The organism is Natrinema pallidum DSM 3751 (assembly GCF_000337615.1).
Taxonomy (GTDB): Archaea; Halobacteriota; Halobacteria; order Halobacteriales; family Natrialbaceae; genus Natrinema; species Natrinema pallidum.
In genome coordinates, this window is sequence record NZ_AOII01000074.1 from 58,228 (window position 1) to 79,967 (window position 21,740).

The window sequence follows — 21,740 nt, forward strand, 5'->3', positions numbered from 1 at the left end:
CAGGAGGACAGTAGGTTCAAAATCGGGGAATTCAATTAGAAATCCGTAAAATTCGACCGCCGTNGAGAGATATATAAATCAAATAGAGGGTGCTGTTTTCAGCCGTCTCAGTGGCTCAGCCAGGAACTCTATGGGGGTAAACACATGCCAAAATATTTGAAGCCAAGTATGGAAGTCACGGACAAGAGTACAGAAACCCCATTATTGCATAAGACAGATAGGCGTCAGCAGGAATGAAAAGGTGTCCAATAGAGTTAAAAATGAGGAACAGTCCCACCAACGAGAAGACAACTTTATACCCTGATCTCACAATTTTATTTATATTTTAGAATGGAGAATATATTTCGATTCTACGTCACTCTCCAATATGTTAGCCTACCCGTTCAGGTCGTGTTTAGGTAAGCGTGAAAAGTGAGGCAGCACGATTTTCTGGTTCCTATGCCAAAAATCGACCGCCTCAGCGGGTGTAGCGACTAGATCGATTTGAGTGCTGTGGAGCGAGAACGGACACCGCGTCAGCTACTGGAACTCGGTATTCGACTTTATCTTGCTGTATTATAATTTTCGAATGCCATTCTAGAACTCGAGAAGTTCGGTGTCGAGCGATCGCGCAAGGCTGTGCACGGTTGGGTACAGAAAGCCGATCTACAGCCAGCAACTGACGTGACTCCGAATCACGTTGCGCTCGACGAGACCGTGATTCAAATCGATGATCACCGATATTGGCTGTACACTGCAGTCGATCCTGAAACGAACGAGATCCCTCATATACGGCTGCTCTCGACGACTACGACCGCGTTGACTGAACGGTTTCTGCAAGAACTCACGGAGAAACACGATGTCGAAGACGCTGTGTTTCTCGTCGATGGCGCACAGCATCTCCAGACAGCACTCCGTCGACACGGACTCCGATTTCGATACGAAAAACACGGAAATCGGAATGCNTCTCGTCGATGGCGCACAGCATCTCCAGACAGCACTCCGTCGACACGGACTCCGATTTCGATACGAAAAACACGGAAATCGGAATGCTGTCGAACGTATCTTTAGAGAGATAAAACGCCGCACCTCTTCGTTCCCGAACCGTTTTGGTCACGCTAACCCATCAACCGCAGAATCGTGGCTTCAAGCCTTCGCCGTCTGGTAGAATATTACAAACTAAACACGACCGTACGCCCTGAGAAGAGCATAGGCATGACTTCAGTTGAACTCGAGTACTGCGTACCCTGTGAATTACTTGACCTCGCAATTGACACGCAGACCCGACTCCTGAACGAATTGGGACAAGAGCTGGGCAGTGTCACCCTGACCCCCAACCATTGAGGTGCATTCATTGTGACCGCTGACAGCGAGACCATCTGGGAGAAAGGGGGACACGGTGCTGACCCCGACTTGGAGTTCGTCACACCTCGAAACCTACGGTACAGAGTGGGCTTCAGGTGCCAGTCGCCACTGGCACCTGCTGATGTTGGCCGACAGCCTCCTCGAGCTCGGTGCTGCAGATAGCGCCCGTGGAACGATCCCCGAACGAGCAACTTCGATCCGCAACGACATCAAACGCTCCGTCCGCGAACGCGTTCAAAACCTTCTGACTTGAGCGCTCAACAGCCCAAACCGTAGCACAGACGAGCTGTTGCACTGAATCGAAGGCATGGTCATCTCACGTGCGACGCCAAGGAACTAGACCGTGCCTATCTAGTCGCCACTTCCACCGGTGACGACCACCGGCCGGTCGGAGCCGAGAATGATCCCCTGAGTAGTACTGCCGAAGATCGCCTTCCCGACGGGCGATCGTTTCCGGCCGCCGAGGACGATCGAATCGACATCGCGGGCCTCGGCCTCGTCGAGAATGTCGTCTTCGGTGTCGCCGCTGTCCTCGAGCACCGTTACCTCGATGCCGGCCTCCTCGAGTGACTCCTGTGCCCGGCGAACGGAGGCGATCCGCGACGCGGACTTGAACTTCTCGAACTCCTGTGGGAGCTCGTTGCTGTGGCCGGTGAAGACGAACATAAAGTAGGCTTCGACCGACTCGGCGGCGTTCGGGAGCGATTTGACGTAGTCGGCCTGGGCCAGCGCGCGGTCCTCGTTGGTATCGACGGGTATCAGTACGCGGTACATGGACCCGCATTTGCATGGGTGGGTAATAAAACCGACTCCGAATGCCAGCCTCACGGCGGTCTCCGGGCGGGGAACGATAGCCGTCGATCGCCGCGGCTCACTCCTCGCCGGGTCGGTCGCGCTCTCGCAGGGCGCGACGACGGATCTTGCCGGTCGTCGTGGTCGGCAGCCGCTCGACGAACTCGATGTGTTGGGGGTACTCGTACTCGGCCAGTCGGTCGCGAACCAGGGTCCGAATCTCCGCGCGGAGTCCGTCGGGGTCGTAGTCGTCGGTCGCGGGCTTGACGAAGGCCTTGATCGCCTCGCCGCGGGTGTCGTCCGGAACGCCGACGACGCCCGCCTGTTCGACGGCCCGGTGCGTGAGAATCGCGTCCTCGACCTCCATGGGGCCGACGCGATACCCGCTGGTGAGGATTACGTCGTCGGCCCGCGAATGGAACCAGACGTAGCCGTCCGCGTCACGCTCGACGAGATCGTCGGTCAGGAACCACCCATCCTCGGTCCGCTTGTTCGCCGTCTTCTCCGGCAGGCCATGGTACTCGTCGAAGAAGACCCGCCGATCGCCCGGCTTCACCGCGAGTTCGCCGACCGCACCGCGCTCGAGTCGCTCGCCGGTCTCGGGGTCGAGCACCGCGATCTCGTAGCCGGGGAACGGTTTGCCCATGCTCCCCGGCTGCGTGTCGAACCAGCGCTCGGCGTTGCCGACGACGAGGTTGAGTTCGGTCTGCCCGTAGAATTCGTTGATCGCGACGTCTTCGAACGCCGCGTCGACCCAGTCGACGACCTCAGACGTGAGCGGCTCGCCGGCCGAGGCAATGGTCTCGAGCGAAAGATCGTACCGCGCGTCTGGGTCGTCGACGCCCATCAGCATCCGGAGCGCGGTCGGCGGCATGAAGGTCGCGGTCACGTCGTGACGCTCGAGCAGGGCGTAGACCTCGTCGGGGTCGAACCCGTCGCGGGGCCAGCCGACGACCGGACAGCCGTGGTGCCACGCCGCGAATAGCGTGCCGCCCAGCGCCGCGCCCCACGCCCAGTCCGCCGGGGTCCACAGCGTCGACTCGCCCGCTCGCAGCCCCTGGTCGAAGTAGTTGTACGCCGCCGCGGCCCGCCCGAGCCAGAGCGCGTGGCTATGGCGGACGCCCTTCGGCGGCCCGGTCGAGCCGCTTGTGTACATGATCGCCGTCGGCGTCTCGGGCGTCGAGTCGTAGACGTCGATCCCGGGCTCGTGGGCCGCGAGGAGTTCATCGAACGCGTGGGCCCCGCTCCGGACCGACTCACCGTCGCCGAGTTCGATCACGTGCTCGAGTGCGGGACACGCCGCGCGGATCTCGTCGACGGTCTCCCGGACGCTCGGGTCGACGACGGCGACGGTCGCCTCGCTGTCTTCGAGACGGTACTGGAGCGCATCGCGACCGAAGAGGACGGTCAGCGGTACTGAGACCGCACCGAGCTTCCAGTTCGCGAGATGAGTCAGCGGGTTCTGTGGTTTCTGCGGGATCACGACGCCCACCCGATCGCCGGCCGCGACGCCGAGGTCGGCGAGCGCGGCCGCGAGGCGATCCGATCGCTCGTCAAGGTCGTCGAACGAGTAGGTCTCGAGCCCGGCGTCGGGGGACTCATACTGCAGGGCCGTCCGACTCGTGTCCTCGTGTTTGCGGAGGAAATCGACGGCGGGATTGTACTCGTCGGGGAGGTCCCACGCGAACGCCGCACGGGCGGTCTCGTAGTCGTCGTAGGTCGGCATCACCGTCCAGGCCATGCGGTGGCGTACCGGGGCCAGCACATAGCGTTTTTCGACACGCGCGAAAATCACACCCGGTCGGGCCGGGTACTCCCGATCAGTCCTCTTCGGTCGTCTCCGGTTCGTCCGTCGCGTCCATGTCGGGGTCGCCGTCCGCTTCCGTTTCGCCCGCGACCTCGATCTCCGCTTCGACCTCGATCGAGAGCCCATCGGCCTCGAGTTCGCCCTCGAACTCGCGTTCGTCGCCGACTTCGATCTCGAGTTCGTTCGAGTCCACTTCGACTTCAACCTCCACGTCGACGGTAACGTCGTCGTCCATATCGCCCCTTTCCGGCGGCCGCTATAAAGGAATGTCGCGCGTTTTCGCGGACCGAATCCGCTCGCCCGCGTCCGCATACCCGGACCCTCGGTCCGGAACGCATTTTTAGGCTGGCCGAAAACGAAGGGTATGAGCGATTCCGTGCGAGTGACCCTCGAGAGCACCGACGAATCGAGGGCCGTTCGCGTCTACGACGACGAGGGAGACGTGTCGACCGGCGACGCGACGTTTCGATTCAGCGTCGACGGCGGAACCGACGGGGAGTCGGACGATGCGGTCGGCGCTGCGGGGGCCAGTGGCGACGACGACCCCCGCCGTATCGCCCCGCTGGCGGCCGTCCCGACGAACGGGACGCTCCGGTGTGAAGCCCGGCGCGACCGTCGCGGGACGGAACTAATCCTTCGGCGAGAGGGCAGCGAGGTCGCAGCGTGGCGGAACTCGTGTCCGCACAAGCCCGACGTCCGCCTCGATCCGGGGCCGGGGGCGATCGTCCGCGACGATCAGTTGGTGTGTCACGAACACGGCGCACGCTTCGAGTGCGACGACGGCGTCTGTACGGCGGGACCCTGCCGGGGCGACGCGCTCGACTCGATCGCGGTCGCCGTTCGCGACGGGACCGTCTACCTGACCGACGATCGTTTCGATTCCTGTCGCCGGTTGGACGAGTAGCGCGTCCCCCGCCGTCGCGTCCCCGGCTCGCGACTACGACTCGAGCCACTCGGGCAGGTCGTTTACCGACTCGAGGACGGCCGCCGCACCCTCGCGCTCGTACTTCCGCCGTCCCTCCTCGCCGGTCAGTCCGCCGGTCAGGACGCCGATTCCGCGGTACTCGCGATCGGGGTCTGCCTCGCCGGCGTTGCCCGCCGTCCGAACGTCGTCCAGCGTGTCGCCGACGAAGACGACCGCATCGGCCTCGAACCGCTCCGCGAGGGTCGTTAGCGCGTGCGGATGGGGTTTCCCTTCCTCCCAGTCGTCCATCGTGAAGCGGTGCTCGACCGGAACCGCGTCGTCGAGACCGACCCGATCGAGGGCGATCTCGGCCTCGGCTTCCGGCCGGCCGGTCAGGACGCCCACGTCGTAGTCCGCGAGCAGCCGATCGCGGACCGAGCGCTCGAGCACCACCGGCTCGTCGTGGATGAATCCCGGCGTATCGCGCTCGAGATCCGGCTCGCCGCCCTCGAGTCCGCGATAGAGTTCGTCGCCCAGGTACAGTTGCTGGAACACGTCGCGCAGTCGGTCGCGGTTCCAGCGGTCGGTCACGCGCTGGGTCGCCCGCGCGCCGATCGCCCCTCGGACGACATCCTCGGCCGCCTCGAGCCCGCCGCCACCAGCGGCGATCTCGTCGGTAAACGCCTCGAGCGACTCGCCGTACCCTTCTTCGACCGCGAGGATGTAGAGCGCGGCGGCGTGGGTGAGTTCCCAGTCGTTGTTGAACCCGCCCGCGTCCTTGAACTCCTGAATGTCGTCCGCACGAATCGTCCGGCCGTAGACCGCGTCGACGGATTCGACGATCGCCCGCCGGTAGGAGTCGGCGACGTCGACGAGCACGCCGTCGATATCCAGGACGACTGCATCTGCGTTCATACCCGTGGGAACGGGCCGGCGAGGATAAAGGCGACCGGTATTCGACCGTGGGCGTGCGACGATCAGCGGAACGGCACCGGACCGCCCACGAGCAGGATCGCCGCGCTTCCCAGTCCGAACGCGTAGAACGCGTCGTCCCACACCCACGAGACGAACGGTGCGACGCCGATGAGGACCAGGTCCCGAAGCGGACGGGCCGTCACCCCGGCGGCCCGCGAGCGACGTACAGCGTCCCCGCTTCAATCGTCACCCGTTCGACCGGCACTGCGGGCTGATCGCCGCCCAACGTCGTAAAGAGCAAGTCGGCGTCAGCCGCTCGAGCAGCCGCCAGCGCCGGTCGGTGGAGTTCCGGCGGCAGATTCCGCGCGTACACCGCGTCCGCGCCGGCATAGACCGACGGATCGGGATCGACGATGTCGTCGCGGACGAACGCCACGCCGTCCGGAACGTCGCGGTCGTGGACGTCCGTCGCGGTGACCGACACCCCGCGTTCGGCGAGCGCTCGAGCGAGATCGGCCCGATGGCCGATCCCGACCTCGACGACCTGATCGTACTCGTCAATGTAATCGATCATTGCATCGGGATTCCGGCGCGAGTGGGCCACGGCGGGACGTTTATGACACCCGCGGTCATAGCCCTTGCTATGCTCGTCGATATCGTGCCGGTCGGCAACGTCCCCGCCGAGGTCAAGCGGGCGGCCTCCACCGCGTTGCGATCGGTCTACGACTGCGACGTGTCGGTCAACGACTCGCAGTCGATCCCGAACGGAGCCTACGACTCCGATCGGAACCAGTACTCCGCGGAAACGTTCATCCAACTCGCCGAACGGGTCGGCCGCGGCGAGAAGAATATCGCGATTACGCCACAGGATCTCTTCTACCGGCGACGGAACTACGTCTTCGGGCTCGCCTACCTCGACGGCAGCGGGAGCGTCGTCTCGACGTACCGGCTCCAGACCTCGAGCGACGGCGGCTTCTCGAACCAAAGCGCCGCCGACATCTTCGAGGACCGCGTCCGCAAGGAGATCGTCCACGAGATCGGGCACACCTACGGCCTCGAGCACTGCGATAACAACCGCTGTGTCATGAACTTCTCGCCGACCGTCCGCGAGGTCGACATCAAAGAGGAACACCTCTGTGGCAGCTGTCAGCGCCTGATTAGTTAATCATCGGCGTTCCGCCCGCCGCGATTGCAACGGTTACGACTCGAGTCGACGACCTACGGCGCGTAGTAGTACTCGCCGTCGCTTTTCTGCTGGCGATCCAACTGAGACTCGGGCTTGTTGATCCGCGGTCGGGACGTGCGCTCGTCCCGGCGGAACGTGACCTCGAGGTTCGCGAGGAACTCGTTCATGCCGTCGCGCATGGGCTGGGGCTGGCCGGCGCGACCGTGGACGGCCGGTTCGCCGTCGAAGACCATCAGCCGGTCGGCGAGCAGGTCCATCATGTAGATGTCGTGGTCGATGACCAACACGGTGGCATCCTGCTGTTCGGCGTAGCGGCGGATCGCCTTGGTGGCCTGCACCCGCTGTTCGACGTCGAGGTGTGCGGAGGGCTCGTCGAGCAGGTAGAGGTCGGCCGAATCGGAGAGGCAGGCCGCGATGGCGACTCGCTGGCGCTCGCCGCCGGAGAGATCGGAGAGGTTCTGCTCCATGATCCGCTCGAGTTGGAGTGGCTGTGCAATCTCCGTGTTCCAGTACGAGGAGCCGAACTGGTCGGTGATCGACGAGAGGAACGCGTCGACGCGCATGTGCTGGTCGATGGTGACGTACTGGGGTTTGTACGAGATATCCAGATCGAGATCGGTGTCACCCGCGTCGGACTCGAGGTTGCCGGTCAGCAGTTTCGCGAACGTCGACTTCCCGATCCCGTTGGGACCGACGATGCCCAGCACCTCGTTTTCCCGGATCGTCCCGCCCTCGATATCGAGGCTGAACTCGCCGTCGCCGTAGCTCTTCGTGAGGTCGGGGTACTCCACGAGCGCGTCGGCGTGGGTCGCGCTTCGGGGCGCGTGCTCCTCGAACTCGATCGGGTCCGGCCGGATCCGCATGTTCTCGTTCTCGAGATAGCCCGAGAGGTACTCGTTGATCCCGTTGCGGACGGACTTGGGCGAGGTGATCACACCGTAGGCACCCGGCTCACCGTAGGCGACGTGGAGCGTGTCGGCGAGCAGGTCGAGAATCGCGAGGTCGTGTTCGACGACCAGCACCGACTTGTCCGCCTCCTCGGCGAGTTCGCGGATCAGCCGCGCCGCGGTCACGCGCTGTCCGATGTCGAGATACGGCGTCACCTCGTCGAGGAAGTAGAAGTCCGTATCGCGGGCCAGCGTGGCCGCGATGGCGACCCGCTGGAGTTCCCCGCCCGAGAGGTCGTCGATCGATTGCTCCATGACGGGGCCGAGCGAGAGTCGCTCGACGAGGTCGTCGAGCACGCCGCGCTCGTCGGTCCGCTCGAGCAGTTGTCGGGTGTTGCCGTCGAAGCTGTTCGGGATCTGATCGACGTACTGTGGCTTCCGTGCGATCGTGATGTCGCCGTCACGGACGTCGGCGATGTAATCCTGCAGTTCGGTCCCGCGATAGGCTTCGAGGACCTCGTCCCATCCCGGTTCTTCGTCGTGGCGGCCGAGGTTGGGCTCGAGTTCGCCGGCCAGGATACGGACGGCGGTCGTCTTCCCGATCCCGTTTGGCCCTAAAATGCCGGTGACCTGCCCCTCCTGTGGTGCCGGGAGCCCGTACAGCGAGAAGGCGTTCTCGCCGTAGCGGTGGACCGGCTCGTCCTGCAGCTCCTGTGGGAGGTTGATGATTTCGATGGCGTCGAAGGGGCACTTCTCGACGCAGATGCCACAGCTCTCGCCCAGACAGATCTCCTCGGAGATGTGGATCTGTTCGGGCTGGCCCTCGTTGGCCTCCTCGCCCCGGAGGGTGATACACTCCTTGCCGGTGCGGTTCGGCGGACAGTAGTTCTTGCACTCGTAGCCACACCGATCCGGCTGGCACCGGTCTAGGTCTACGACGGCGATGCTGTCGTCGGCCATGCTACCCCGTGACCTCCGCGGTCAGCAGGATGCCCCACGTCACGAACCACAGGGAAAAGGTCATGAACGCGATGAACAGGTAGTGTTTCGCCCCGAACTCGTCCTCGCCGTAGATCCCCGAGAGGTTGATGAGGACGTATTGGACGAGGATCGCCCCGAGAACGAACGCGAGCGCCTGCGTGTCCTGTGCCGCCGCCTTTGACAGGCCGACCCAGGTTGCGGATGCCAGCGCTGCACCGACACCCAGTAGCGCGGATAACGCCGTCACGCTGACCGAGCGGATGTGCTCGCGCCGGTCGCTGATCGATTCGGTCGACATAGTCCGACCTCTGTTGTCAGTGGTGAAAAGGGGTTCGCATCGTCGGACACGAATCGCACCCGGGAACCGTTCGCTCGAGCGTTCCGCGCTCGGTATGGACCGTCGCGCGGCACGGCTTCAGCACTCGTCGACCACGGAGCCGGCGGCGAAATCGCCGTTGAACCTGACGTCGCACCCGACGTAGACCGTTCCCTCGGCCGTGACGTCGTCGTTGAACGTCACGGAGTCACCGACGTAGACGTCGCCGCCCGCATCCAGTTCGCCGTCGATTTTGGACCCGCTACCGATATGGATGTCCCCACCGGCACTGATCTCGTCCTGAATCTTCGATCCCGACCCGACGGTGATATCCTCGCTCGCGGTGAGTTCGCCGTTCGCGGTGTAACCGTCCCCAGTGGAGATGCTGCCACCGGCAGTGACCTCCCCGTTGGTTTTGCCGCCGTCGCCGATCGAGACATCGCCACCCGCCTCGACTTCGTCGTTTATCTTGGCGTTGGTCCCGGTCGAGATATCGCCCCTGGCGGAGAGTTCACCGTTTGCGGTGTAGTCGTCGCCGGTGACGATGTCGCCGCCCGCCTCGACTTCGTCGTTCGTTTTTCCACCGGTGCCGATCGAGACGTCGCCGTCTGCCTTGACCTCGTCGTTCGCCTTGCCGTTGTCGCCGATCCAGACAGTCCCCTCGCTGTCGATTTCGTCGTTGGATTTGCCGCCGGCTTCGATGACGGTGTCGTCATCGCTCGGCTGTCCTGGGGGCGTTCCGGGTTTGCCGCCAGTGCACTCGTAGTCGACCGTGACCGGGAGAGTCGCCTCCCGAACGGTGATCGAACCGTCGTCGCTGATCGCTTCGGCTACGGTGATGATTCCCGAATCAGTGCCGCTCGTCCCCCCGCCGTCGCACGAAACCGTCGCCTGGAGGCTCTCCCCTGCCGCGAGCGTGCCCGACAACTGCCCGTTGACCTGCAAATCCGGTCCCGTCGTATCCTCTGCCTCGAGAGCGAGTCGTCGTCCCGCATTGTTCTCGATCGAGACCGTCCCTTCGTCACCTGGCCCGTCGAGCGTGAGGTGCGTCGCATCGACACCGATCAACGCGTCACTCCCGCCGACTGCAACGTCGGCTCCCCGATTCGCCGCTAGTGAGGTAAACCCGAACACCGGTCCGGCCAGTAGCACCGCTCCGATGAAGAGGAAAACGACCGCGAGTTTGGTGAACGCGTTCATGAGTTACGGTGGCCGCTCCATCTCACCGAGCCGCAGCCGTCGGTTTTGGATCACGTGGACGACCGCGGAGGCGGCGAAAAGCCCGACCACCAGCGTGGCCCAGCCGAGTTCCGGGACCGTTTCGGTCGGAATCACCTCGAGCCACAACCCACCCATCACGACCGACCCGACCGCAGCCAGCCCCAGATAGTAGGTCCCCCAGGGGATCGAGTCGCCGGGCACGATGTCGAGGTAGACGTCCAACTCGGCCGCCTCGTCCGTGAGTTCGATCGTCCGATCGTCGAACGCGATCACGTCGGCGCGATCGAGGGTGGGCAAGTGCGACTGTTGTAACGACGTGTAGACCCGCTTTCGTTCGGCGGACGTGACCTCCGCGACATCCTTCTCGAGTTCCCAGGCAGCGACGTGTTCGGCGAGGTCACCGATCGGAACCGGCTCGTCCTCGCGCTTACAGTAGTGGATGACGTACCGGCGACGCTGATTGCTCAGCAGGTCGAAGATTTCACCCGCCGATAATTGGTCGTCTTGACCCGTCCCGTCCGGCGCATTCGGGTTGCTTTCGCTGGTCGTTGCCATCCCCTGTTCAGTATGAATATCGGCGCTGTTGATACATAACGCTTGTTGCTACACCTGCGCTGACTGTCACTAGTACCAATTTATGATAGATCATCTATCGTGGACATCCCCACCCAAGACGCGGATAGCGAACGTCTCCCGCCTGAACGATCGTTCAGTTGGATTCCTATTTCGAACCACTGAGTTATAACAGTAGTAATAATACCGGGCAAAAGGATTACTATCGGTGTCCGAACCAGCCGTCTCACCGCCGGCGGTCGTTAGCCGATGATGATCTTGTCCGTATCGACCTCGACGCCGGAGTCGAATCCGGATTGATCACTGGAGTCGTTATCCGACTCCCCGCGTCCGACATCGACGATCTCCCCGCCCTCGCCGACGGGTATTGGGGAGACGATATCTTCAGTCGGAATCTCGTCGACTTCGACGAGGACGATCACGTCGTTGAAGTTCGGGTCCCCCGGTGTGTCGGTTTCCTCGGCTTCGTTCCAGAACTCCTCGGGGTCCTTGTTGGCCGGCGCTTCCTCGGTGAGTTCGTACATGAAGACGAACTCCTGTCCTTTTTCGAGGTCGAGATATCCCGTTCCGTTCTCGAGTTTGCCACCGAACAGGTCCTTCTCTCCGCGTTCGAGCACTTCGTCAGCGCTCTCCTGGCGCTGATGTCCCGCCCGTAGCTCCGGCACCGTGTTGTTTTCACTGCTCCTGACACGGACGTTTGCCTTGTTCGAGTCGGTCGTTGCGTCCACCTCGAGCGACTTCCCGTAGGTGTTCGTACAGTCGTAGTGGTCCCAGTAGCCGTTACCGTCGTATTTCGACCACGTGTCGTGATACGGGTAATACTCACCGTCGGTATACAGATCGGTGTTCGTCTTCCGGTAATTGCTACAGCTGTACAACGTCGAACTCAGCGTGAGGCTGATTCGATCCTCCGTCGTGAAGTTGTACTTCCAGATCTTGTCTCTCGTATCGTGGGTGTTGAGGTTCTGGTCTTCCGGCGATCGGTACGACTCGTAGTTCTCGCTTCCCCAACTCTCCGGCTGGATCGTGTTCGACTCGCCGATCGGCTGTCCGTTTTCGTCGACCGGTTGCGTGATGATCTCCGTCGTCACCGGTGCCCATCGCTTGTTGTAGACGCGGTGTTGTTCCCACGACCCTGCCCCGTTCCAGGACCAGTCGCCGTATCCGCTCTTGGTCCACTCGAGGTCCCAGCCGCCATCGTCGTCCCACCAGATCTCCGTCGGCTCGTCGCAAAAGAAGCTGCAATCCAAATCCCCATCGGACCTCCACCCGCCGTTCGCATTCCAACCCTGATTGGTGAAGCCCCATTCACCTCGACCGCTCTTTTTCCACTTTCCGTTTGCTTTATCGCCGTCAACGAGTTGTGCTCGTTCCTCACGAGTTGGCCGTTCTGCCGACACTTCGGTCCCCATAACCGAGACGTTGACCTCGTTCCCGGCGTCCAGAACGAGTTCCGTGTCGCTCGGATCGACGCCCGAGGTGAGGGTGAACGTCCTCGTGACTGACGTGTCGTCGTCGGTGGTAATGCTGTATTCGTAGTCCCCTCGGATCATCCGGCTCGCGTTGATGGTCCATTCGACGGTCGTCGTCGCACCGTACGAGCCGTTGACGGTATTCGGACTGATTCGTTTATACGCATCCGGGGTCTCGTCGTCGAGATACTCGAGTTCGAGGTCCGCGCGAGCATCGCTCTCGTTCTCGACGCCGATGTTCTGTACGTCCGCGGTGATCGTCACGTTCTCGTCGATTTCGTGGCTGGCATTCGAGACGTTAAAGTACGGGTCCGGCGTGCCGACGTAGAACGTACCGGGCGTATCGGTCCGGTCGTCTTCGGTTTCGATGATGTACTTGTACGTCTCACCGTGGTCGAGTTTCTTTTTCGCGGCCGCATCGAGTTCGAACTTGAGTTCCGGATGGCCGATGGTCCGTTCCCCGCCGTTTTTGGGAACTGAGAGATCGGGATGGGTGGTCGTCAACAGCTTCTTGTTGAGTTCGTCATCCCAGATCGTTGCAGTGATATCTTGGCTTTCGTCTCGCTGCCCGACGTTCTTGATCGTCGTTTTAATACTGAAGACGCCATTGCCGCCTTTTCCGCCGCCGTTCCCCGTTCCGGCGAGAGAGCGTGCGAGTCGTTGGTCCTCCGCCAGCGCCTTGCCACCGGGACCCCGAAGCCCGTGGTCCTCTTTGACGATGAACTTCGCAGGGTCGAACGGCTCTCTGACATCGGTGAGTTTCACTGTCACCGCATTTCCGTCTCGGGTCACGTTCGCTTCCGTTCCGAACTCCGAGTCGAGGTACTGATACCATCCCTCGTGATAGGAGCTTTCGATCGTGAATTTGACGCTCGTCCCGTTCGGACAGTTCTGGGCGACGTCATTGATCTCCTCGGTCAGATCCGTCGCCTTGCTGTGGTCGGCTTTCGCCACCGCTTCGGAGGCACCGAAATCGCCCTCCTCGAGTTGGAGGATTTGGAGTCGTAACGTCTCACCGTCGTACCCGATCTGGGGCTCCGAAACGACCGTGGTCCGCCCGTTTGCCTTCTTCCAGACGCCGCCACCCTGATGGGCGATCGTCCGGTCATCGAGGTCGAACTCGAGCGTGCGGAGACTCTTCTCGCCGGTCGAGCAACTCGGTCCCGTTTCGTTGTACCACGTGACGTTGATCGACCCATCGTCCGTGATCATCGGTTTTTCCGCCTGCATCTCGTCGATCGGCAGCGGCTGGTTCTTGCCCGTCGTCGCGGCCGTCATGATCCCCTGGTCCGTTTCTTCGACGAACTTCTGTGTCTGTTCGGAGTTCACTTGTGTCTGGATCGCATCGAACATCGCCGACCCGGCGACGAACACCACTGCTGCCCCCAGTATAACGAGTGTAAACAGCAACAGGATCCCGATTATCGAACTTGCCCCTCGCTCCCCAGGGTCGTTTTCCCGACTCTGGGATGGACGTTGTGTACCCACCATTAGCTCTATTCAGGCTACCCGGAAGAAACATATAAAAATACGCGAGATAGTTCTATTATCATAACTGAGAACGGCCGTCTCAAGTACCACTTGATCGAGCCCCCACCCGGTTACTCCGACCGCTGAACGCGGAAAGACGAGCGCTGATCGGCCAAATCGGCGTTCGTCCCCGCCCGACTCGTGTGCTGTCGGCAATCGAACGTCCCACACGGCGGCTGCTATCACGTCGTCTCGCTTCGCCCGCGGCAGTGTTTCAGGCGGCACTTGTTCGTATCGAGGCCCGGGAGAACGCGTTCAAGACCGCCTTGAACGGCTGTATGGCCGGTCTTTCGCCGGTTCCGGGTACTCAATACAAAGTGGGTAGGGGTCGTGGTCGTGAATAGGAACTGCGTTCCAGCACCCCCCGACGATCGGTGCTTGGACGTAGCACGGAGATATCAACCATGAACATGAATCGACGAAATGTGTTAGTCGGACTGGGAACGATCGTTGCGGGTGGCGGGGCTGCGCTCGGAACGGGCGCGTTTAGTAGCGTCGAGGCGGACCGGACCGTCTCCGTCGCCGTCGCCGGAGACGAATCCAGCGCGCTCGCGTTCGATACCAGTGATGCGGATGGCAACGAATATACAGAAGCGTCATCGATTACGAACGGGACGCTCGAGTTGGCGTTCGACAACTTGGGGAACAGTTCCGGCATAAACGTCGGCGCACAGACGACGTTCAGTCCGCTGTTCCGGACGATCAACAACGGTTCGAACAGCGTCAACCTGAGTGTGTACTCGAATGACGGGACCATCCAGACGTCGCCGACGATTCTGGATAGTTACGATGCCGTGATCGAAAACACGATCACCGACGGGAATAGTAACTCGCTCACGATCGAGTACGCGTTCACCGACGAAAACGATAACTCGATCGTCGGCGACGGAACGAACGGCTTTTCGGTCTCCCTGGATGCGACGGGCGGATCCGACCCGAACGAGGAGGTCTCGTTGGTCATCGGTGTTGCGAATCCGGGCTCGAGCTTCGATCCGAGCACGAGTATCAGCGGGTACCTCTCGGAAGTGACCGTCGTGGCCAGTTCCGCATAACCTGGTCGTACTGGACTGACAGTTGCGAGCCGCGTATCGGTGGCCGATCGAGTTCGGTTCTGCTATATGAAATCATACTACTATCTACTCGTGGCCACGCTGCTGATCTCGCTCATCGTGCCAACGGCGGCACTGACGATGAGTGCGGACAACGCTACTGAGGACGTTATTCTCGAGTCCGGGGACGCTGCCAACGGACAGTACGCGGCCGTCGAGAACGGTGAACTCGAACTCGACCTCGAAGCCCTGAACGACCGCTCGGTCACGCGTGCGAACGACGTGTTCAGGATCGCCGTCACCGATGACGCGGTCAAGCGGATCTGGATCGACCACGACATCCCCGGGCTCACGTTCTATCGGAACGACCAGCCGACGGCGACGGTCAGCGAGGCACGCCCGCTCGAGCCGTCGGCCGGAACCGTCGCGCGTATCGGCGTCGCGGTCGATACGCACATCGCGCGGTCCGGGACGGAGACGTTTACGATCACGGTCCAATACGCGGACGGCGAAACAATGCCAGGGGGGTCCACAGGGGGATCGAGCGGATCGCCCCCAACCGAATCGACGGCCGTTGGCGGCTCGGGGTTCGAGCTGTCACCCACGACGGTGGAGGCGGACGAGACGGTGACGGTGGCGGCGACGTATCGAAACGACGGCGAAACGACGACTTCGGTGACCGCGGCCCTGACCGTCGACGGGACCGTGGTCGATCGGCGGACGATTACCCTCGAGCCCGGCGAATCCCAGCACGTCACGTTCGAGCGGTCGATGGAGTGGCCCGGGACGTACGATGTCGGTATCGAGGGGGTGGGGAGCGCGTCGGTGACCGTCGACGGGCCGGCGGCCGACATCGTCAACGCGACCGTCGTCGATCCCGACATCACCGTCGGCGAGTCGACGACGATCGAAGCGACGGTCGAAAACCCAACCGACGAGCGAGCCACGCGCACGCTCGAGGTTGCGGTCGACGGGATCGTCGTCGATAGTCGGGCCGTTTCGATTCCGGCGAACGGCGAGCGGACGGTGACCTTCGAGCGCCGGTTCGACGAGCCCGGAACGTACGAGACCGCCATCAGCGGCGTGTCCGCGGGCACGGTATCCGTCGAGCGCGCGGCGTTTTCGATCCGGGATCGGGAACTCTCGCCGGCGACGACGGCGGCGCTCGCTCCGCCGGCGACGGCGGGACTGTTGATCCTGGTGATCGCTGCGAACCGCCGGTGGGCGTTCCTCCGCTAGCACGCGGTCAGAGGGCGGTCCGTACCTTGTGACGGTGGTGGATCGCGCTTTGCGCTCGCGAATCGTCGCGACTCGGGTCGTACTCTCGCGACCTTTATGCTGCTGGATCCGAAAGAAACAGTACTTGAACAGTCAGCCGACCATGACCGTGTCACCAACTGATTCATGACCGCCGTCGGACTCGCAAAGCGAGGGCTCGGTCTCGTCCTCGTGCTGGCCGTCCTCCTGCTGATAGTCGGCCAACTGCTCGGTCAGCCGATCCTGCTCGGGTACGTCGCGACCGGGAGCATGGAGCCGACGATCGACACCGGCGACGGGTTCGTGGCGATTCCGAGCCTCGTTGCCGGTGATGTCGAGGAGGGTGATATCGTCGTCTACCAGGCTCGAACCCTCCACGACGGCGGGCTGACGACCCACCGCGTCGTCGGCGAAACCGAGGAAGGGTACGTTACGAAAGGCGACGCGAACCCGTTTACCGATCAGGACGGCGGCGAACCCCACGTCACGGAGGGCCAGATCGTCGCCGAAGTCTGGCAGCCGGGGGGGACCGTGGTAACGATCCCACAACTCGGGACCGCGGTGGTGGGGATTCAGGGGGTCGCAGCGTCGGCCGCCGGCGTCGTCGCGTCGGTGTTCGGCCTGGCGACGATGTCCGCGAACGGCCTCGGTGCACTCATGGTCGCGCTCGGCGTCGCACTGCTCGGCTTCGGAACGCTTTTCGAGCGGCTCGGCCCATCCCAGCGCGACACGAGGCGATCGCGATCGCGCGAGAACGTGATCGCCTTCTGGACCGCGCTCGGGCTCGTCTTGCTCGTGTTCGTCACGTTTGCGACCGCGGCGATGGTCGTTCCCTCGGGGACGACCGAGTACGAACTCATCAGTTCGGAGTCGCCGGACGACAATCCACAGATCGTCGCCCCCGGCGAGACGGCGACGCTCACCCGCACCGTCGACAACTCGGGGTATCTGCCGATCGCGGTCGTTCACGAGGCCGAAAGCCGCAGTATCAGTGCGGACCCGGCACGGCAGACCGTCGGTATCCGCGACAGTGGCGAGACGACGATCTCACTGTCAGCCCCCGCGGAGACGGGCGAGTATACGCGTCACCTCGGCGAGTACCGTTATCTCGCCGTGTTGCCGCCGTCTGTCCTGTTCTGGCTCCACGATCTCCATCCGCTCGTCGCGATCGGGGCGGTAAACGGCGTCGTCGTCGGGCTCGCCGTCGGAATCGTGCTCGTGATCTTCGGCAGTAACGACATCCGGTTTCGCTCCGCTGGTGATCACATCCCGTTGTCGACACGGCTCCACCGAAAGCTTCGCAAGTGGCGCAGAAACCGGGACTAGCACCGCGAGGCCGCTACGCTTATAGTGGTTCATTTCCTTCACTCACGTATGAATTGTCTCGGTGACCGACCAGTTCGAAAGTGGACGGTTCGGCCACCGAATGCGCTCGGACGTGGGGTCCGAACCCGGGGGACAACGAATGCTCGATAACCCGCGTCTCGAGTTGCTGCTGGCCAAACAGGGCCGGACGATCACGATCGCGCTGCTCGCGGTGGGGCTGCTCGCGATCGGCGCGACCGGCTGGGCCGTCGCGAACCCGGAAACGACGACCGCACCACAGTTCGGCGAGGAACGGGTCGCGGTTGACGCCGACACGAGCGCCGTCGTCACCGAGAGCGGGACGCTCTGGACCGAGGGCGAGGAACTCACCGATAGCTCGGTGTACTTTCTGAACGCCACACCGGAGCTCACCGTCGAACCGAGGACGACGCTCCGAAACGAAACCAGCGGGACGCCGATCGAGGAGGGGGAAGTCACCCACGAACTGCGACTTCGGTTCGAAGCGAAGCGCGACAGCACTCCGTTCTGGAACGAAACCCATCAGGTGCTCCGCGAGTCGCCCTCGGTCGACAACGGCGTCGCGACGTCGCAAGCGACGATCGACCTCGAGTCCTACCGGCAGCGCCAGCGCCAACTCGAGCGCGAGATCAGCGGCGTCGGCTCGGTCGACCTCCAGATGGTGCTCCGCGTCGAGTACGAGACGGGACGCCATCAGGGGACCCTCACGAGCACGACGCCGGTGACGATCACGGAAGACGCCTACTGGCTCGAGGGGGAGCTCTCCGACTCCGCCTCGAACAGCCATCGGAGCGGGACGGTCCGCACGACGGAGTCCCGGAACCCGGCGCTCGTCGGCGGGCTGTCGGTGCTCGGGACGCTCTCGCTGGCCGGGGCGGCGATCGTCGCCCGACGTTCGCCGACCGATGTCGAGGGCGCTCGCCGCGCGGTCCACGAACAGCGCTACGCCGAGTGGATCTCCCGGGGCTCGATCCCGATGTGGATCGGCGATTACCACGTTTCGCTCGACACGCTCGAGGACGTCGTCGACGTCGCGATCGACACCAACGAGCGGGTCGTCCACGACACCCAGCGGGGGCTGTTCGCGGTCGTCAACGACGGCGTCGTCTACTACTACAGCGATCGCGGTCTCTGGGAGGAAACCGCCTGGCCGGAGATGGACCTCGAGAAGCAACCGGACGTGATCGACGGCGACCGGGACCTGTCCACCGAGGAGATTCTGGAACTCGATCCGAGCGACGAGTTCGCCGCGCCCGACGATCCGGACGGGTTCGAGGACGACGAAGACGTCTGGAAACAGCTGTAGCGTCCTGTTCTCACCGCGGCGGCTGCCGCCGACGCGAGTCGTCGATAGCCCGGCGTCTCCTCGAGGGACGAAACGCGCCGCCGACGGTCCGCGTCGATAATCTGCCTGATCGATGATAAACGAAATCACTATACGATCCATATCCGAATGCGTCTCCGTATGGAAACGCCACTCATTGTCACGGACTTCCTTGAGCAGGCACGGGACCACTACGGGGAGCAGGAGGCGGTCGTGGGGGCCGACGGCGACCGGTTTACGTACGCGGAGTTCGGCGAGCGCGCGGATCGCTTCGCCGCGGCGCTCCAGGAGCGCGGTATCGAGAAGGGTGACCGCGTGGCCGTCCTCGACCCGAACACGCATTACCACCTCGAGGCGGCCTTCGGCGCGATGCAGATCGGGGCCGTGCATACGCCGCTGAACTACCGGCTCGAGCCGGACGATTACGAGTACATCCTGTCGGATGCGGGCGTCGACGCGATCTTTGCCGACTACGAGTACGCCCACAAGATCGAGGCGATTCGCGACGAGGTGCCGACGGAAACGTTCATCACGAACGATATCGACGCCGTTGGGGACGGTGACGCCGAGCGAGCCGCGTCGGACGCGTCCGACGGAACGTGGGAGGACTTCGACGCCGTCGTGTCGGCGGTCGGAACGGAGTTCGACCGGCCCGAGATGGCCGAGGACGAGATCATCACGATCAACTACACCTCGGGGACGACGGGCGATCCGAAGGGGGTCTGTCGTACGCATCGGACCGAGACGATCCACGCCTATCTGATGTCGATCTATCACGAGATCACAGACGACGACACCTACCTGTGGACGCTTCCGATGTTCCACGTCAACGGCTGGGGACACATCTACGCAGTGACGGGCATGGGTGCGACCCACGTCTGTACGCGCGGGGTTAACCCCGACGAGGTCGTCTCATCGATCCGTGAGGAAGACGTGTCATTCCTCTGTGCCGCTCCCGCGGTGCTCAACCAGCTGATCGACTACTACGAGAGCGAGGGCGAGCCGGCGATGACCGGCGAGAGCCGGGTCCGAGTCACGACCGCCGGCAGCGCGCCGCCGGAGGCGACGATTCGGGCCGTCGAGGACCGCTTTGGCTGGTACCTGAAACACCTCTACGGCGCGACCGAGACGGGGCCGCTGATCACGATCTCCGACGCGAAGCGGCTCATGACCGACGACAACCGCTTCGAGATCAAGAAGCGCCAGGGGATGGGCGTTCTCGGGACCGACGTTCGGGTCGTCGACGAAGACGGGACCGACGTCCCCCGCGACGATCAGACCCTCGGCGAGATCGTCGTCCGGGGCAACCAGATCATGGATCGGTACTGGAACAAGCCCGACGCGACCGAGGAGGCGTTCAACGACCGCGTCGAAGGCTACTATCACACGGGTGACCTCGCAACCATCGACGAGCACGGCATGATCGCGATCCGCGATCGCAAGAAGGACATCATCATCTCCGGCGGCGAGAACATCTCGAGCATCGAACTCGAGGACACGCTGTTCGATCACGAGGCGGTCGCGGACGCGGCGGTGATCCCGGCACCGAGCGACGAGTGGGGCGAGACACCGAAGGCCTTCGTCGTGCCGTCGAACGGCGATCCGGCCGATCCGCCGGTGTCGGCCGACGAGTTGACGGCGTTCACTCGTGAACAGCTCGCGAGCTACAAGGTCGTTCGTCGGGTCGAATACGTGTCGGAGTTACCCAAGACCGCGACCGGGAAGACACAGAAGTACGAACTCCGCCAGCGGGAGTGGGCCGATGAGGACCGGATGATCGGCGAAGGGTAATCGGGGAGCAGCCGGACCGACGGGTGAGGACTCGACGGCGCTCGCACATCCCGTCGTCGAACGGATCACGCTCGCCGACTCTCGTCGGACTCGACATCTTCGTTTCGTTCGGCGATGAGACGACTATCCCGACCCTCAGCGCCTTATTCGGCACTTTACTCGTTAGAACGTGTTGCAATCTATCGTCGTTCCCGATCGGTAAGGCTCAACTTTTATACTTCTGGGGCCTTTCGAATCGTAATATGGCAGAGACCGACGGGGAGGAGATCGAAGACTTGCCACCGAGCGCGAAACTCGTCTTCAAGGTCCTCGAGTACGACGGGCCGCTGACGCAGAAACAGATCGTCGAGGAATCCATGCTCTCGGCTCGGACGGTACGATACGCCCTCGAGCGCCTCGAAGAGATCGGGATCGTCGACGAGGACATCTACTTCGCGGATGCCCGGCAGAGCCTCTATCGGCTCGAGGAGCCGGTCGCGGCCGACGGAAACGGGGGCGTCGAGGAGTCCCCGAAGAAAGACGCCTGCTGTGCCGAATAACGGCGAGAACGTCAGGGTTATTTTCTCGGGGAGTGCGGATTCGATATGGACAAAGAGCGGCTCCCGCGGTGGGGATGGCTGCTGATCGGCCTGTTTCTGGCAGCGCTCGGTGCGAATCTGCTCAACCTGCTCGTTCTGGTACCGACGGTGCTCCCCGAGGCGTATCGGTCGGTCACGGTCATCGCGATCATGTCGCCGGTACTGATCTACGTCGGCGTCTGGTACGACGAGGAGCGCCAGTCCTACTGGGACCATTCGCGTGCGCGGGTCGTCGGGGATATCCTCTTCGTCGTGGCCGGCGCGGCGCTGGGTTCGGCGGTCGCGCTCGCGGCCATCATCGATCTGGGACTGTCCTCGTTCCTGCAGGACGTCCTCGCGATGGCCGCCGGATTCCTGCTAGCGTGGGGGCTATTCTGGTGGCGTAACCCGGACATGTACGCCATTGAAACGGATCGGTGAGGCCGTCCCATCGGAGTCGCCTCCGCCACGAGCGACGCGGTGTCCCGCC

At 62.9% G+C, this 21,740-nt stretch carries 20 protein-coding genes and 1 pseudogene; 10 read left to right on the forward strand and 11 right to left on the reverse strand.

Features of this window, described 5'->3' with window-relative positions; translation table 11 throughout:
- The first annotated feature begins 477 nt into the window (after positions 1–477).
- Positions 478–1,147 (forward strand): annotated as a pseudogene (locus C487_RS19640) (IS6 family transposase).
- Positions 1,148–1,695: 548 nt separating this feature from the next.
- On the opposite strand, the gene C487_RS12425 reads toward C487_RS19640, so the two are convergent.
- The 3 genes from C487_RS12425 to C487_RS12435 form a co-directional block, all read right to left on the reverse strand.
- The gene (locus C487_RS12425; protein WP_006186126.1) at positions 1,696–2,118 is read right to left on the reverse strand and encodes a universal stress protein; all 423 of its coding nucleotides are present in this window, start codon (positions 2,116–2,118) and stop codon (positions 1,696–1,698) included.
- A gap of 97 nt (positions 2,119–2,215) precedes the next feature.
- The gene (locus C487_RS12430) at positions 2,216–3,877 is read right to left on the reverse strand and encodes an acyl-CoA synthetase (RefSeq protein WP_006186127.1); all 1,662 of its coding nucleotides are present in this window, start codon (positions 3,875–3,877) and stop codon (positions 2,216–2,218) included.
- A gap of 79 nt (positions 3,878–3,956) precedes the next feature.
- Complete coding sequence (locus C487_RS12435; RefSeq protein ID WP_006186128.1) at positions 3,957–4,178, reverse strand: hypothetical protein; 222 nt, start codon at positions 4,176–4,178, stop codon at positions 3,957–3,959.
- Positions 4,179–4,307: 129 nt separating this feature from the next.
- Here C487_RS12435 and C487_RS12440 point away from each other — a divergent pair, with 129 nt between their 5' ends.
- On the forward strand, positions 4,308–4,847 hold the full coding sequence (locus tag C487_RS12440; protein ID WP_006186129.1) for a Rieske (2Fe-2S) protein: 540 nt from the start codon (positions 4,308–4,310) through the stop codon (positions 4,845–4,847).
- Positions 4,848–4,880: 33 nt separating this feature from the next.
- Here C487_RS12440 and C487_RS12445 read toward each other — a convergent pair whose 3' ends face one another.
- From C487_RS12445 to C487_RS12450, 3 genes are all read right to left on the reverse strand, one after another.
- Positions 4,881–5,762 carry a TIGR01548 family HAD-type hydrolase gene (locus tag C487_RS12445; protein ID WP_006186130.1) on the reverse strand — a complete coding sequence of 294 codons (882 nt, stop codon included), beginning with the start codon at positions 5,760–5,762 and terminating at the stop codon, positions 4,881–4,883.
- 62 nt (positions 5,763–5,824) lie between these two features.
- Entirely contained in the window at positions 5,825–5,965 is a 141-nt protein-coding gene (locus tag C487_RS20665; RefSeq protein ID WP_161605715.1) for a hypothetical protein, read from the reverse strand.
- Positions 5,962–6,366 (reverse strand): UPF0146 family protein, encoded by a 405-nt coding sequence (locus C487_RS12450; RefSeq protein ID WP_275039943.1) that lies wholly within the window; start codon positions 6,364–6,366, stop codon positions 5,962–5,964. Before C487_RS12450 ends, C487_RS20665 begins: the two co-directional genes overlap by 4 nt.
- Positions 6,367–6,405: 39 nt before the next feature.
- Between C487_RS12450 and C487_RS12455 the strand changes: the two genes are divergently transcribed.
- On the forward strand, positions 6,406–6,927 hold the full coding sequence (locus C487_RS12455; RefSeq protein ID WP_006186132.1) for an archaemetzincin family Zn-dependent metalloprotease: 522 nt from the start codon (positions 6,406–6,408) through the stop codon (positions 6,925–6,927).
- Positions 6,928–6,980: 53 nt separating this feature from the next.
- Here C487_RS12455 and C487_RS12460 read toward each other — a convergent pair whose 3' ends face one another.
- The 5 genes from C487_RS12460 to C487_RS12480 all read right to left on the reverse strand — a co-directional run bounded on the left by C487_RS12460 (position 6,981) and on the right by C487_RS12480 (position 13,889).
- Positions 6,981–8,795 carry a ribosome biogenesis/translation initiation ATPase RLI gene (locus C487_RS12460; protein ID WP_006186133.1) on the reverse strand — a complete coding sequence of 605 codons (1,815 nt, stop codon included), beginning with the start codon at positions 8,793–8,795 and terminating at the stop codon, positions 6,981–6,983.
- Position 8,796: 1 nt separating this feature from the next.
- Positions 8,797–9,114 (reverse strand): EMC6-like membrane protein, encoded by a 318-nt coding sequence (locus C487_RS12465; protein ID WP_006186134.1) that lies wholly within the window; start codon positions 9,112–9,114, stop codon positions 8,797–8,799.
- Positions 9,115–9,231: 117 nt separating this feature from the next.
- Positions 9,232–10,332: a hypothetical protein gene (locus tag C487_RS12470; RefSeq protein WP_006186135.1), complete on the reverse strand. Its 1,101-nt coding sequence runs from the start codon at positions 10,330–10,332 to the stop codon at positions 9,232–9,234.
- Positions 10,333–10,335: 3 nt separating this feature from the next.
- Positions 10,336–10,908 carry a DUF7344 domain-containing protein gene (locus C487_RS12475; protein ID WP_006186136.1) on the reverse strand — a complete coding sequence of 191 codons (573 nt, stop codon included), beginning with the start codon at positions 10,906–10,908 and terminating at the stop codon, positions 10,336–10,338.
- 260 nt (positions 10,909–11,168) lie between these two features.
- A complete protein-coding gene (locus C487_RS12480; protein ID WP_449406433.1) occupies positions 11,169–13,889 on the reverse strand; it encodes a DUF7289 family protein in 2,721 nt (906 codons plus the stop codon).
- 443 nt (positions 13,890–14,332) lie between these two features.
- On the opposite strand from C487_RS12480, the gene C487_RS12485 reads away from it, so the two are divergent.
- The 7 genes from C487_RS12485 to C487_RS12515 all read left to right on the forward strand — a co-directional run bounded on the left by C487_RS12485 (position 14,333) and on the right by C487_RS12515 (position 21,691).
- Positions 14,333–14,980 carry a hypothetical protein gene (locus C487_RS12485; protein WP_006186138.1) on the forward strand — a complete coding sequence of 216 codons (648 nt, stop codon included), beginning with the start codon at positions 14,333–14,335 and terminating at the stop codon, positions 14,978–14,980.
- Positions 14,981–15,046: 66 nt separating this feature from the next.
- A complete protein-coding gene (locus C487_RS12490) occupies positions 15,047–16,216 on the forward strand; it encodes a CARDB domain-containing protein (protein ID WP_006186139.1) in 1,170 nt (389 codons plus the stop codon).
- A 165-nt stretch (positions 16,217–16,381) separates the two neighbouring features.
- Positions 16,382–17,560, forward strand: coding sequence for a signal peptidase I (locus C487_RS12495; protein ID WP_006186140.1), 1,179 nt, complete (start codon positions 16,382–16,384; stop codon positions 17,558–17,560).
- Between the two features lie 139 nt (positions 17,561–17,699).
- Positions 17,700–18,884: a DUF5305 domain-containing protein gene (locus C487_RS12500; protein WP_049908134.1), complete on the forward strand. Its 1,185-nt coding sequence runs from the start codon at positions 17,700–17,702 to the stop codon at positions 18,882–18,884.
- Between the two features lie 159 nt (positions 18,885–19,043).
- Positions 19,044–20,693: a long-chain-fatty-acid--CoA ligase gene (locus C487_RS12505; protein ID WP_006186142.1), complete on the forward strand. Its 1,650-nt coding sequence runs from the start codon at positions 19,044–19,046 to the stop codon at positions 20,691–20,693.
- Between the two features lie 242 nt (positions 20,694–20,935).
- Positions 20,936–21,232 carry a MarR family transcriptional regulator gene (locus tag C487_RS12510; RefSeq protein ID WP_006186143.1) on the forward strand — a complete coding sequence of 99 codons (297 nt, stop codon included), beginning with the start codon at positions 20,936–20,938 and terminating at the stop codon, positions 21,230–21,232.
- Positions 21,233–21,277: 45 nt separating this feature from the next.
- Positions 21,278–21,691: a hypothetical protein gene (locus C487_RS12515; protein WP_006186144.1), complete on the forward strand. Its 414-nt coding sequence runs from the start codon at positions 21,278–21,280 to the stop codon at positions 21,689–21,691.
- Positions 21,692–21,740: the final 49 nt, after the last annotated feature.

Excerpts from the sequence above, each read along its gene's own strand:
- C487_RS12425 (WP_006186126.1), bottom strand. The coding sequence starts at position 2,118 with ATGTACCGCGTACTGATACCCGTCGATACCAACGAGGACCGCGCGCTG.
- C487_RS12430 (WP_006186127.1), bottom strand. The coding sequence starts at position 3,877 with ATGGCCTGGACGGTGATGCCGACCTACGACGACTACGAGACCGCCCGT.
- C487_RS12435 (WP_006186128.1), bottom strand. The coding sequence starts at position 4,178 with ATGGACGACGACGTTACCGTCGACGTGGAGGTTGAAGTCGAAGTGGAC.
- C487_RS12440 (WP_006186129.1), top strand. The coding sequence starts at position 4,308 with ATGAGCGATTCCGTGCGAGTGACCCTCGAGAGCACCGACGAATCGAGG.
- C487_RS12445 (WP_006186130.1), bottom strand. The coding sequence starts at position 5,762 with ATGAACGCAGATGCAGTCGTCCTGGATATCGACGGCGTGCTCGTCGAC.
- C487_RS12455 (WP_006186132.1), top strand. The coding sequence starts at position 6,406 with ATGCTCGTCGATATCGTGCCGGTCGGCAACGTCCCCGCCGAGGTCAAG.
- C487_RS12460 (WP_006186133.1), bottom strand. The coding sequence starts at position 8,795 with ATGGCCGACGACAGCATCGCCGTCGTAGACCTAGACCGGTGCCAGCCG.
- C487_RS12465 (WP_006186134.1), bottom strand. The coding sequence starts at position 9,114 with ATGTCGACCGAATCGATCAGCGACCGGCGCGAGCACATCCGCTCGGTC.
- C487_RS12470 (WP_006186135.1), bottom strand. The coding sequence starts at position 10,332 with ATGAACGCGTTCACCAAACTCGCGGTCGTTTTCCTCTTCATCGGAGCG.
- C487_RS12475 (WP_006186136.1), bottom strand. The coding sequence starts at position 10,908 with ATGGCAACGACCAGCGAAAGCAACCCGAATGCGCCGGACGGGACGGGT.
- C487_RS12480 (WP_449406433.1), bottom strand. The coding sequence starts at position 13,889 with ATGGTGGGTACACAACGTCCATCCCAGAGTCGGGAAAACGACCCTGGG.
- C487_RS12485 (WP_006186138.1), top strand. The coding sequence starts at position 14,333 with ATGAACATGAATCGACGAAATGTGTTAGTCGGACTGGGAACGATCGTT.
- C487_RS12490 (WP_006186139.1), top strand. The coding sequence starts at position 15,047 with ATGAAATCATACTACTATCTACTCGTGGCCACGCTGCTGATCTCGCTC.
- C487_RS12495 (WP_006186140.1), top strand. The coding sequence starts at position 16,382 with ATGACCGCCGTCGGACTCGCAAAGCGAGGGCTCGGTCTCGTCCTCGTG.
- C487_RS12500 (WP_049908134.1), top strand. The coding sequence starts at position 17,700 with ATGCTCGATAACCCGCGTCTCGAGTTGCTGCTGGCCAAACAGGGCCGG.
- C487_RS12505 (WP_006186142.1), top strand. The coding sequence starts at position 19,044 with ATGGAAACGCCACTCATTGTCACGGACTTCCTTGAGCAGGCACGGGAC.
- C487_RS12510 (WP_006186143.1), top strand. The coding sequence starts at position 20,936 with ATGGCAGAGACCGACGGGGAGGAGATCGAAGACTTGCCACCGAGCGCG.
- C487_RS12515 (WP_006186144.1), top strand. The coding sequence starts at position 21,278 with ATGGACAAAGAGCGGCTCCCGCGGTGGGGATGGCTGCTGATCGGCCTG.